Raw genomic sequence first — 11881 nt, forward strand, 5'->3', positions numbered from 1 at the left:
GGGGGAACCTCCGAGGTGGAGCGGTCGGTCATTGCTTGACGCTGCCGGTGGCCAGCTCGCTCTGCCAGTACCGCCGCAGGAGCAGGACGGCCACGACGAACGGGACGATCGAGAGCATGGACCCGGTCACCACGAGTACGACCGTGTCGCTGTTCGTGGGTCCGCCCCCTGCGATCCGGGAGGCGCAGGAGGCGAGGCCCCACGTCGCGAGCACCCGTGCCGGCCTGCAACGCCGTGCGCAGCTTGGTGTACTCCGGGGCGCCCTGACCGGCGTTGGCCACCTTGACAGCCGGGTACTTCTGCTCGAACAGCGCCACCTCTTGCGTGATGTCCGGAACCCAGGCCCAGAACGTCAGCTCGGTCGCGGTCGACATCGCCTTGTCGATGTCGGCCTGGCTCACCGCCGCGGTGGCGGAGGTACCGCCGCCGCCGCACGCGGCCAGCGCCGCACTCGACGACACCGCTGCGGCCGAGGCAAGCAAGGTTCGGCGGCTTACCGGGGACTGTTGGGGACGATGTGGCCATGGTCAACTCCCGTCGCAAGGGTAGCGGGACCGGCGCGTCGGGCAACGGCGTGTTGGGGACAGGGGGTATCGAGAGGTGTGCGTCCGCGCGGGTGCTACCGCCGCTGGTCGGCGACGGCCGTGCGGGCCTCGGGTGACGTGCCGCCGTAGGTGGACAAATCGACGCTGATCACGGGCGCGGCGGATGCGACTTCGCTGCCGGCGGGCTGACCGTGCGGGCCACCGTGGGCTGGGGGATCGCTCGGCGGCCACGTCCCGGGATCGGCCGGGGCGGCGGTGGTGCCGTCGAGGCGCGGACGACGAGCTCGACCGGTTGGTCGGCCGCCGGTGCAAGCTCGACGTCCGGCTTCTCGATGACCTGAACCAGCAGCGCGAGGCCCTGCCGCGTGACCTCGTCGAACGGCTGCCGCAGGGTGGTGAGCGGGGGAGTGACGTAGGCGGCGACCGGGATGTCGTCGAACCCGACGACGCTGATGTCCTCGGGCACGCGGCGCCCGGCCTCGAGCTGCGCGCGGATGAGACCGATTGCCATGTCGTCGTTCGCGGCGAACACCGCGGTCACGGTGCTGTCGCCGGCCAGTTGCCGGCCCGCCGCGTAGCCGGACGCGGCCGACCAGTCGCCCTCGACGACCGGCGGCTCGTCCGCGCCGTGGGCTCGCAGCGCCTCGCGCCAGCCGGCGAGACGGTCCCGTGCCGAATACCACCGCTGCGGGCCGGCCAGGTGATGGACGGTCGCGTGCCCCAGCTCCAGCAGGTGCTCGGTCGCGGCCCGCGCGAGCCGGCCCGCGCCGACCCTGGCGGTCACGACCTGCCGCGCGGTGAAGGTGGGCGGCGCGCCGAGGACCAGGACCGGCACGTCGACGCTGATGGGGCCGACGCCCTCGTCGATCGGCTCGGAGATGATGACGCCGTCCACGCCCTGGTCCAGCAGCGACGCCAGGGCGCTCGCGATGCCGCCCGGGTCGCCCTCCATCGTGGTGGCCACCCGCAGCGTGTAGCCCACCTCCCGGACCGCCCGCTCGATGCCCATGAGCCACGACGCCGGCCCGTACAAGGCGCTGCCGAGCGTCACCACGCCGATCGACCGGGTCCGCCCGGAGGCCAGCGCCCGGGCCGCCTGGTTGCGCCGGTAGCCGAGCTCCTCGGCGGCGTCCAGGACCCGCCGGCGCACGTCGGCCGAGACATACGGCTCGTCGTTGAGGACCCTGGACACCGTCTTCTGGGAGACGCCGGCCAGCCGCGCGACGTCCACGCTGCGCGGCGTCGGAGGGCTTCCACCCGGCCCCGCCAATCGCGTCACGGCATCTCCCATCGCCGGCCATAGTCCTGTATGTTTGCGTAGTCATGTCTACGCAGTCAGACACTCACCGTTAAGTTCCCGTAACCCGCCCGTGACGCTGGCGAAGCACGTTCCTTGCCAGCAGCCTAACTTCAGTTTCGAACCGAACAAGTCAGGCCGCGTCGCCCGCCGACTTCGCCGAGGACCACAGTGCTGTCCATATGTCACGCGGTCGGGTGCCGCAGAGGCGAATCGGTTCGCTATTCGATCGACGCTGCGGCGGTGGGTCGGCGACACGGAGTGCCTGAGCGCGATGCCCTGGCACTCCAAAGGGGTCGTACTCATCGGCAGCCACTCGAGGCTTGTGAGGCATCAGGAGCAGGAAGTAACCGTCTTGAAACCTTGACTTCACGCTCCAGACACCCATTAATACATATCTATGTATCTGGGCCGTAACCACCCTTCCCGGGTGGTCGGCGACGCCGGCAGATTTGTCGAATCGATTCGAGTATCGGCCTTGCGGCTGTGCCCTGAACCGGTGTTGCGGAGCTGTCGGGTGAGTCACAGGAGGGTTACCGTGCATCGTACGAACGTCCACTGGGGTGGCCGATTGTCGGCGTTGGCCAGAGGGCTGGCCGCGGCCGTGGCGCTCGCCCTGCCCCTGACGCTGGGTGGTCTGACCCTGGCGACTCCCGGGTCGGCCCTGGCCGTGCCGGTCGCGACGCAGAGTGTCGCGGCCGCCGGAGTTGACGGTGTGGCGGCCGGTAGCGCTGCGATCACCTCGGTCGATCTGAGCGGGACGTGGAACTTCACGCCCTCGGGTCGGGGGGCGACCACGATCGCGGTGCCCGGTGGCGGCTGGTACAAGCAGGGCTTCACCACCGTGAACGAGGCGGTGTACTCGCGCAGCATCACCGTGCCGGACTCGGGGCAGCCGCAGTCGACCTGGATCGAGTTCGGCGCCGTCAACCACCAGGCGACACTGTCGGTCGACGGCCGGGTGGTGGCGACCCAGACGACGGCGTTCACCCCGTCGAACTTCGACATCAGCGCATACGCGGCGCCCGGCACCACCCACACGATCAACGTGAACGTGAAGGGCCGCGGCGCGTTGAAGGCATCCAACGGCCGGTACCTGGTGCCCGACGCCGCCACGTGGTCCGAGGCGATACCGCAGGGGATCTTCGGGTCCGCGTTCCTGCGGGTGTACCCGGCGGTGTACGTCAGCGACACATTCGTGCGTACGTCGGTGGCGAACAAGACGCTGACCTACGACGTGTCGGTGCGTAACACGTCGGACAGTTCCCGGTCGGTGACGTTGACCGGGTCGCTGTCGTCCAGCAACGGAACGGCTTTCAGCTACCCGGCACTGCCCAGCCGTACGGTCACCGTGGCGGCCCGCTCAACCGTGACCGTGACTGTGGGGCCGGTCGCGTGGAACCTCGACAGCACCTCGTACTGGTGGCCCAATGTGCCGTACCGGTCGGGGTACCGGGCGCAGCTGCACGGGCTGACGGTGCATGCGGTCACCGACGACGGCCGGACGAGCGACGCCACGTCCCGGTTCGGGTTCCGGGAGGCCACCCAGAACGGTGACTACTACTACCTCAACGGCGTGCGCGTGAACTTCCGTGGCGACAACCTCCAGGGTGGCGACTACGACCGGATCAACAACGGCGGCAAGGGCGACGCGTACCACACCCTGCCCGGTTTCCTGCCCCCGTCGTCCGGCAACGGCGGCTGGCCGCAGGCGGTGGACAACTACCAGCGGCTGAACTACAACGTGGTGCGCATCCACCAGGAGCCCGGAAGCCCGTACATGCTGGATGTCGCCGACGAGATGGGCCTGATGATCATCGACGAGGTCGCGATTCGCGGCTCTCAGTCCTCGCAGGAGTGGCAGAACTCCGTCGGGCGCGACAACATGATCAACCACGCCCGTGCGCTGGTCCTGCGCGACCGCAACCACCCCGCGATCATCCGCTGGAGTCAGAACAACGAGCCGAACCAGAGCGGCCAGGATTCCGAGCAGTTCGAGAAGGACCTGTACGCGGCGATGAACGGCGCCGACGGCACCCGGCCGATCATTGTCGAGGTGGGCGTCGGCAACAATGTCAGCCTGTATCCCGGGATGACGTACGCCAACTTCGCGGTGATCCCGCACTACGTCGACGGCTTCGGCAGGTACGGGGAGGGCCTGGTCAGCGTGAACGGGCGGCCCGACGGCGAGGGCGAGTTCATCTGGCCGGCATGCAACAACAAGCAGGGCTTCGAGTGGTTCGCCACCGCGACTGCTGCCAAGCGCGGCAAGGGCGCCACCGACCTGCGCCCGTACACGCTGCTGTCCGCCTGGGCCAGCGTCGTGCCGGGCGTGCGGTCCACCGACTTCACCCCGGAGGAGGGCGGTCACCCCATCTACGGCGTGGACAACCTGCCCGATCCGTGGAGCAACGCGCAGATCCAGCGTGTGCAGGCGGCGTTCAACCCGGTGGCCGCGATCGACCTCCCGTACTGGTCCGCCTCCGGTAACTCGGACTCCAACGGCAACTTCCCGCTGGCGCAGGCCGTACCCAGCTACGCCCGCAACGCCACGGTGACCCGCAACATCACCGTGTTCAACGACGACCTCACCAACACCTCGGTGGGCTTCACCTGGACCGCCCGGCTCGACAGCCCGACCGGTACGGTCGTCGCGTCCGGCAACAGCACCCTGACCGTCCCACTCGGCTCGCGGGTCACCCAACCGGTGTCCTTCACCGCCCCCGCCACCGGCAGCCGCGTGTACCTCCAGCTGTCGACCGCCAAGTCCGGCAGCACCGTCTTCACCGATGCGGTCGAGTACCTCAACCTCAGTGGAAGCGGTGGAACCGGGCCGGCAGCAGGCACCTACCGCATCGTCAACCGCAACAGCGGCAAGCCCCTCGCCATCGCCGGGAACTCCACCGCCGACGGCGCCAAGGCGGTCCAGCAGAGCGGCACCCCCACCTGGACGATCAGCACCACCCAGGACGCGTACACCCTGCGCTACACCGCGTCCGGAAAGATGCTCGACGTCAACGCCGGCAGCACCACGCAGGGCCTGCAACTGCAACAGTGGTCGGCCAACGGCGGCACCAACCAGTCGTGGTACCTGCGGCCCACCGGCGACGGCTACTACACCATCGTCAGCCGCAGCAGCGGGCTCGTGGCCGACGTCTCCGCCGCCTCGACCAGCGACGGGGCGCAGGTCGTGCAGTGGACCGCCAACGGCGGGACCAACCAGCAGTGGCAGTTCGTACCCGCCTGACCAGTAGCAGAGGTGAGTGTCAAGTTCGGCCGCCGGTAACGGTCTGCCGATTGTCGCGCCGACTCGGGGGCACGCTTTGTGCGCCCGAGTCGGCCGCGACCCAATCACGGTGGGACACGAGCTACCGATCCGGACAGACGCGGGCCTGGTCCGCTCGCTACCCATACGTGGGCCAGGCCCGGGCGTCGCGGCTGAGTGCACGGACGGTCGAGCGCGCGTACAGGCAGTTGGAGTCCGCTGGCTACTCCCGAACCATCTTGCGGATGCAGCTGAGCAACCGACGTGTCGGGTTCTACGGCCTCGACAACCGCCCGCGACCGGCGTGGCCCCAGTGCGTGTCCGCATGCCCGCTTCCGCATACTGATCTGCCGCCGACTGAGCGCGGTGTCGGTGAGGCGCTTACCGGCAAGCGCCCTCTCGGCTCTGCCTCGGACAATACTGTGGCGCGTCGGGGTCCGGGTCGAGGACACTCGCGATCATGCTGGCCTCATGTCGTAGCGTCACGGATCTGGTCGCCGCGCAGGCGCGCGGGGAACGGATCAAGTTTCTGTTCTTCTGGGGGCACCAGCCGGAGCGCGACGGCCGGGTCGGCGCCGGATGCTTGAGTCAGTGGTGGCCAACGCCGTTCATGATCGACGGGCTCGTCTTCGCGACCGCCGAGCACTACATGATGTGGCGCAAGGCCACCGTGTTCGGTGACGACGCGATGGCCGAGCGGGTTCTCGCCGCGCCGCACCCACACGCGGCCAAGGCGCTCGGCGGCCGGGTCGTCGGCTTCGATCAACGGACCTGGGACGATCACCGCTTCGAGATCGTGGTGACCGGCAACCTGGCTAAGTTCGGACAGCACGCCGCGCTGCGCGAATTCCTGGTCGGTACCGGAAGACGGGTTCTCGTCGAGGCCAGCCCGGTGGACCGGATCTGGGGTATCGGGCTAACCCGAGAGGACCCCGTCGCCTCCGAACCGGCTCGCTGGCGGGGCCTCAACCTGCTCGGGTTCGCGCTCATGCAAGTTCGCGACGTCCTCCACGAACAGCCGGAACGGTAGCCGTCGCTAGACGCCTAGGTCACGGACTCGCCACGATCCGTGCGCTACGGGGCGTCATGCGAAGAAGGGCAGGCGGCGTCGGGACTGGCCGATGACAGTGCGCCTCGTCCTGGAGGTACCGCCGCCGTGCCCTGCGGAAGCGGGAGTCGGGGGTTAGGTATGGAACACCCGGACGTAGATCCCTGGGCCTTGCTGCCTGAAGCCGATCTGTTCGAAGGTACTGTTTGCCACCGACAATGCCGGTTTGGACACGACCTGGACGCCAGCAGCGCCGGCCGCCACGGCACGCCGTATGGCCTCTCGGATCAGCCTTAGGGCAACCGCTTTCCCGCCTTCAGTCTGTTCGGCGACGACATCATCGATACGGGCCTTCACTCCGCCGGGCGCCTGGTAAACCGCGAGCGTGAGTGTGCCGCAGATGCTCCCGTTCTGCCGGGCGACGAATAGCTGGTACTCAGGCAACGCGATCATGCGGGCCAAAGCTTGCGGGCTCAGACGACTCGGCCGGCTCGACAACTTTGGCACATCTCGGCAAAACGCTTCGATGCTCTCCGCGTCGAGAGCCTCGACGAGTTCCACCTCGACGTCCACGGGAGGCACGATACGTCGTACAAGCCGGTTCAGCTCCTACACTGCATCCGGATCTGCCGCTTTGGGTGCCCAGTGGGCAGCTGCGGCACAGGCTGGCTCACTGCGCCAGCTCGCGGATATGCGAGATCAGCGCACCGAGCGGCGGGCGCCGCGCGGTTTGGGCAGGTGGTTGACGATCCAGAGCCACACAGGGTTTCCCCGGCCGGCGTACGCCGCATCCGCTTTCCGGGAGGCCTCCACCGCGGCGAAGCCGTAGTCGCGCATGCCTTCCTCGTATTGGGCTATCGCCGCGATGATGTCGCTGCCGGTGGTGAGGGCAGCGCACAGGTTCGCCGCGTCCATCAGCGCGGTGTTCGCGCCTGAGCCGCGGGCCGGGCTCATCGCGTGGATCCCGTCGCCGAGCAGTGTCACCCGGCTTGGCGCCCAGGCGGCGACGCGTTCGCTGCTGCGGACCCGGATGAAGAAGGTCTCATCAACGGCCGTCCGGGCCAGCAGTGCACGCAGGTCGGGGTGCCACGAACGGATCGCCCGGCACGCGACGGCATGTAAGGCCGCAGGGTCGGCCACGGCCAGTTCGGTGTCCGGCGCGCCAAGCCGATCGCGTCCGGCGGACAGACCCCACATCAGATAGTCCCCGGTCGGCGTGACGCGTATTCCAGGCGCGATCTCGGCCGCCGCGTCCTCGGGTGCCCGCTGAAACTCGACCAGCCCAGCGGCCAAACCGACATCGCCACCGATGATGGCGGTGAACCCTTCGTACATGGCCGGCGGGATCAGCCGCCGCGCAGCGTCGTCCAATGGGACCTTGCCGTAGATGACCCTCGAGCCGGTGTCCACGACCGGTGCGTCCGGCAACAGTGTGCGGCGCACGACGGAATTCACCCCGTCCGCGCCGACAAGCACGTCCGCGGCCTCGGTCGACCCGTCCGCGAAGCGCAGGGTCACACCGTCGGCCTCCTGCGCGTACCCGACGAGCTCACGGCCGAAGTGGATCCGAGCGTCGAGCCCCGCGGCGAGGATTTCCCGCAGCGTGCCCCGGTCGACCGAGGTAGACAGCGTCGCCGGATCGCCCGGGTCCAGGTTCGGGTCAACTGCCATGCGGCGCAGGACGCGCAGCTGTGCGGTCAGTACCGTGACCACGGTGCTGCGCCGGCCCGTCGTGGCGAGGAAGAGCCGGAACAACTCGGGCGGCAGACACCTCTGCAGCGCCAGCCCGGCCCGCGCGTCCAAGTGCAGCCGGTAGCCCTGCCGGCGGACGTCAAGGCCACTGTCCCGCTCGTAAACGTGCACATCGACGCCGTCCCGCACCAGCCCCTGAGCCAGACACAATCCGCCAAGACCGGCGCCGGCCACCGCTACCCGCATGACGCCTCCCACCTCACGCCATCCGAACCGCGAGAAACGCCGGAGCCAAGCGGCCGACAGTGCATCCCGACAACGCTCGGCGCATCGAAACCTGCCCGCGAAACAGCCACGAACCCCCACAGTAGCGATCACCGCAACAACCGGATCTGCCGCTCCAGGTGGGCTGGCGTTCATTGCCGGTGGTGACGCACGGTCCTCGGGTGGTCCTGGGGCAGGTCGACCAGCAGTACGCCGCCCTTGCAGTCGGCTTGCTCGACGGCGAGGGTGAGTGGTCGATCACCGAGCGTTTGGGCGTAGGTTGGCCTTCCGCGCACCCGCCACCGGTAGACCACGCTGTCGACCGGGATGAGCCGAGAGCCCTTCTTGGCCAACGCCACGTCGATCCGTTCGCTATCCGATGCCAGGGCGGCAGCTAATCACGCCGTACCGGCGGGTGGGGACGCAGGCGGGCGCAAGACGTCGTCAACCGGCCACCATCGATGACAGTCAAGACGCCGCGTGAGCGATTGTCACCACCTGTGGATCGGTGGTTCAGGGGACGTAGACGAGGTTCACGCGGTAGCGGTATCCAGGTCCGTTCTCGAAGACGTCGACATCGAGCACCAGGTCGCTCCTGCCTTCCTCTTCGGTCCAGAGGTCGACCAGGCAGCGCCAGTGATCGCCGAACCACAATGCGACTGATGTGTTCCAGGATTGGTCTGGTGGGGTGATCAGCGTGACGTCACCGTAGTTGTCAATCGCCTGGCGGCATTTCTGCGAGATTTCGGTAGGAACTGGGTCTACCGGCGGCAGGCCTGCGCCGATGGCGGCGTCTCGTCCCACCAGCGAGTCCACGACCGCCTTGAGCGTCGGCCGCCAAGCCTCTGGAATGGGACCTTCGAGCGAGGCATCCTTCACCGGATCGCCCACGTGTGCCTCCTCTGCGATGCCAACGTGTGATTGGGTGATCTTGGTTGGGTGGCGGCGGGGGCCTTGGTGGCCGGGGTGGCCGCGGGGCGTCCGACGAGTTTGCCGTGTTCGAAGCGGGCGTCCACACGCACGAGCGCGACGAGGTGGGGTGCGTTGGCCGCCCGCCAGCGGGCTCGGGTACTCGTAGGAGGAGAGCCGTTCGCCGAGATCGCCGGTGGTTATCGCGACGGCGTTGGCGAACGTGGCGCCGTAGACGAGCTTGAACGCGGCGACGGCACGGCGGGCGTGGTCACGGTCCTCGGTTCCGACTTTCGGCCAGGGCCTTCTTCGCGTTCGAGCCGGGCCAGACGCGGCGTCATGAGCAGGCTCGCCCGATCAACGTGGGAACGGGCGCAGGGGCGACGTGTCGCCCACGGACCAGTTGTGACCGAACGGGTCCGTGAAGCCACCTTGACGGTGCGTCCCCCAGGGCACGCGGTGATCCTCGATTGCCGCTCCGGCGACTGCGCCGGCCGCGACGGCGCGCTCGATGAAGGTGTCGGGGTCATCGACGAACACCTCGATGCGGGTGCTCGTGATTCCGACCTGGCCAGGACTCGTCTCTGTCGGGTTCTCGGGATTGACCTGGTGGAGGAAGAAGGGGGCGCCGCTGATCGCGAGGCCGGCCACGCCACCAAGGTTCCACAGCTCCGTCGCGCCAAGCGCAGTCCTGTACCAGGCGACTGCGGCCTCTGCATCGGAGACGATCAACATCACCGAGATCACTGGCGATGCGGCGAGCACCGTATCGCTGGATGAGGCGGAACGATTCTTCGGTTCCTCGGTCATGCCCACAGCATGCCGGACACCGCCAGCGGCGTCTCCCCACCTACATAAGATGAATCGCCAGGTCGAGGCCGAGGTGACCTGCGCGACCTGACCGGACGCGAATCGGGGGTCACCGGCGCAGCCGGTGACCCCCGATTCCTGTTCGTGTGAGACGAGGTCAGGTCACCAGTTGCCGAGGACGAGGCGTCCGTTGACGGGGGTGATGTTGTAGGGGCCGGAGGTGTACCAGCGGCCGAGGCTGGTGAGGCCTTGGTTGAAGGTGTAGTAGCCGAAGGTGTTGTTGCCGAGGTCGTAGGCCATGACGATGTCGGCTTTGCCGTCGCCGGTGACGTCGCCGGCGGCGACGCGGTTGCCGACGTTGGCGAGGTCGAAGTTGCCGGTGCCGACGTAGTCGGTGGTGCGGTTGAAGGTGGTGCCGGTGCTGGTCCAGCGGTGGATGGTGGTGGTGCCGTCGCCGTCGTCGTGGATGAGGGCGGGTTCGGCTTTGCCGTCGCCGGTGAAGTCGGCGACGACGAGGCGTCCGGCGACGGGGTCGAGGTTGTATTGGCTGGAGGTGTAGAAGCGGCCGAGGCTGGTCAGGCCTTGGCTGTAGACGTAGTAGCCGAAGGTGCCGTCGCTGATTTGGTAGGCCATGACGATGTCGGCTTTGCCGTCGCCGGTGACGTCGCCGGCGGCGACGCGGTCGCCGACGTTGGCGAGGTCGAAGCTGCCGGTGCCGACGTAGTCGGTGGTGCGGTTGAAGGTGGTGCCGGTGCTGGTCCAGCGGTGGATGGTGGTGGTGCCGTCGCCGTCGTCGTGGATGAGGGCGGGTTCGGCTTTGCCGTCGCCGGTGAAGTCGGCCACGACGAGGCGTCCGGCGACGGGGTCGAGGTTGTATTGGCTGGAGGTGTAGAAGCGGCCGCGGCTGGTCAGGCCGGCGTCGAAGACGTAGAAGCCGAAGGTGCCATCGCTGATCTGGTACGCCATGACGATGTCGTCGGTGCCGTCACCATCGACGTCACCCGAGGCCATCCGATCGCCGACGTTCGCGAGGTCGAAGGAACTCTCACCCTTGTAATCGGTCGTGTGGTCGAACGCCGTACCGGTCGAATTCCAGCGGTGGATGGTCAGGGTGCCGTCGCCGTCGTCGTGCCCCAACGCCGGCCCCTTGCGCGCCGTCGCCCCCGCGATCAGGCCGGTGCGCCGGATCGGCTTGTACGTCCTCAGGTCGCTGGCGCTGTTGAACCCACGACTGCCGACGTTGTTGTCCTTGTACGGGTTCTGGACCGTCTGGCCGTCGTCGTTGAAGGAGTAGACGTAGGCGCCCTTGCTGTGGTCGTTCCGGTCGGCCCAGTGCGAGAAGAGTTCGATGTGGCCGCTGCGGACCATCGCGTCGCCGGCCTGGAAGCTGTCGATGCTGCCGAGGGTGTCCCAGCGCGAGTTGTTCCCCTGGAAGTCGTCGGTGATGTAGCTGGTGTTCAGGTGCCAGGCCATCGACACGAGACCGGAGCAGTCGCGCCGGTAGGTCTTGTCGCCGTCCATGTCGCTCGCCCAGGAGCCGGTCTGGGTGTAGGTGAGGTCCCGGTCCACCCAGTTCTGTGCACGGGACAGGACCTCGCTGCGGCTGATCGGGCCCTCGATGGTGGAGGCCTGGGCCGGCGCGGACGACACGCTGACCAGGCCAGCGGCGGCCATCGTGATGGTGCCGAGGATCGCGGCCGGTCTGCGGGCTCGGAAGCGACGCATGGGTCTTCCCTTCGTGGTGGGGATGAACGGAGTGGTCGCGAACGTGGATCGAGGTGCACGACAGCCATTGGCTGGACCCAATGCGACAGGTAAAGTCGCAGCGCACAAGCCACCGTGGGGCCTGCCCTCGATGGCTGGTCCCGCTTGGTCCTGCTGTGCGGTTGTGTGTTCGCGACCCTTTCGTCGGAGGTGGGATGAGGGCCGTCCACTCCGGTGAGTGGTCCGCGAGCTGCCGGTGCGGTGGCTGGCAGAACCCTCGCAGCCACATCAGGTAGCGAACCTGGATGGATCCTTGACAACTTCGGACGCCCCGCTCGCGGGCCGTC

10 protein-coding genes and 1 pseudogene are annotated in these 11881 nt (G+C 68.1%); 2 read left to right on the forward strand and 9 right to left on the reverse strand.

The genetic code is table 11. The annotated features are described in order from the left end of the window. Positions 1 to 28: 28 nt before the first annotated feature. Together AB0I89_RS10305 and AB0I89_RS10310 are read right to left on the reverse strand one after the other, a co-directional pair. A complete protein-coding gene (locus AB0I89_RS10305; RefSeq protein WP_357123185.1) occupies positions 29 to 214 on the reverse strand; it encodes a hypothetical protein in 186 nt (61 codons plus the stop codon). Between the two features lie 479 nt (positions 215 to 693). Further along, positions 694 to 1824 (reverse strand): LacI family DNA-binding transcriptional regulator, encoded by a 1131-nt coding sequence (locus tag AB0I89_RS10310; RefSeq protein WP_357123188.1) that lies wholly within the window; start codon positions 1822 to 1824, stop codon positions 694 to 696. Between the two features lie 556 nt (positions 1825 to 2380). On the opposite strand from AB0I89_RS10310, the gene AB0I89_RS10315 reads away from it, so the two are divergent. Both AB0I89_RS10315 and AB0I89_RS10320 read left to right on the forward strand, forming a co-directional pair. Then, positions 2381 to 5089 carry an RICIN domain-containing protein gene (locus AB0I89_RS10315; RefSeq protein WP_357123191.1) on the forward strand — a complete coding sequence of 903 codons (2709 nt, stop codon included), beginning with the start codon at positions 2381 to 2383 and terminating at the stop codon, positions 5087 to 5089. 478 nt (positions 5090 to 5567) lie between these two features. Next, positions 5568 to 6137 carry an NADAR family protein gene (locus AB0I89_RS10320; protein WP_357123194.1) on the forward strand — a complete coding sequence of 190 codons (570 nt, stop codon included), beginning with the start codon at positions 5568 to 5570 and terminating at the stop codon, positions 6135 to 6137. Between the two features lie 153 nt (positions 6138 to 6290). Here the strand turns inward: AB0I89_RS10320 and AB0I89_RS10325 are convergent, their stop codons facing one another. The 7 genes and pseudogenes from AB0I89_RS10325 to AB0I89_RS10355 all read right to left on the reverse strand — a co-directional run bounded on the left by AB0I89_RS10325 (position 6291) and on the right by AB0I89_RS10355 (position 11555). After that, the gene (locus AB0I89_RS10325) at positions 6291 to 6728 is read right to left on the reverse strand and encodes a GNAT family N-acetyltransferase (RefSeq protein ID WP_357123197.1); all 438 of its coding nucleotides are present in this window, start codon (positions 6726 to 6728) and stop codon (positions 6291 to 6293) included. 126 nt (positions 6729 to 6854) lie between these two features. Then, a complete protein-coding gene (locus AB0I89_RS10330) occupies positions 6855 to 8093 on the reverse strand; it encodes an NAD(P)/FAD-dependent oxidoreductase (protein ID WP_357123200.1) in 1239 nt (412 codons plus the stop codon). A 170-nt stretch (positions 8094 to 8263) separates the two neighbouring features. Then, a complete protein-coding gene (locus tag AB0I89_RS10335) occupies positions 8264 to 8470 on the reverse strand; it encodes a hypothetical protein (RefSeq protein ID WP_357123203.1) in 207 nt (68 codons plus the stop codon). A gap of 154 nt (positions 8471 to 8624) precedes the next feature. Beyond that, entirely contained in the window at positions 8625 to 9002 is a 378-nt protein-coding gene (locus tag AB0I89_RS10340; protein ID WP_357123206.1) for a hypothetical protein, read from the reverse strand. Then, positions 8987 to 9184: pseudogene (locus tag AB0I89_RS10345) on the reverse strand (hypothetical protein); the annotation flags it as partial. The gene AB0I89_RS10340 and the pseudogene AB0I89_RS10345, both read right to left, overlap by 16 nt. Positions 9185 to 9377: 193 nt before the next feature. Then, positions 9378 to 9830: a VOC family protein gene (locus tag AB0I89_RS10350; protein ID WP_357123209.1), complete on the reverse strand. Its 453-nt coding sequence runs from the start codon at positions 9828 to 9830 to the stop codon at positions 9378 to 9380. A gap of 162 nt (positions 9831 to 9992) precedes the next feature. Beyond that, entirely contained in the window at positions 9993 to 11555 is a 1563-nt protein-coding gene (locus tag AB0I89_RS10355) for a VCBS repeat-containing protein (RefSeq protein ID WP_357123212.1), read from the reverse strand. Positions 11556 to 11881 lie beyond the last annotated feature (326 nt).

The sequence above is a fragment of the Micromonospora sp. NPDC049801 genome (assembly GCF_040656575.1).
Taxonomy (GTDB): Bacteria; Actinomycetota; Actinomycetes; order Mycobacteriales; family Micromonosporaceae; genus Micromonospora.

What these genes read in the sequence shown, in the direction of transcription:
- AB0I89_RS10350 (WP_357123209.1), bottom strand. Translation starts at nt 9,830, where the DNA reads ATGACCGAGGAACCGAAGAATCGTTCCGCCTCATCCAGCGATACGGTG.
- AB0I89_RS10355 (WP_357123212.1), bottom strand. Translation starts at nt 11,555, where the DNA reads ATGCGTCGCTTCCGAGCCCGCAGACCGGCCGCGATCCTCGGCACCATC.
- AB0I89_RS10320 (WP_357123194.1), top strand. Translation starts at nt 5,568, where the DNA reads ATGCTGGCCTCATGTCGTAGCGTCACGGATCTGGTCGCCGCGCAGGCG.
- AB0I89_RS10330 (WP_357123200.1), bottom strand. Translation starts at nt 8,093, where the DNA reads ATGCGGGTAGCGGTGGCCGGCGCCGGTCTTGGCGGATTGTGTCTGGCT.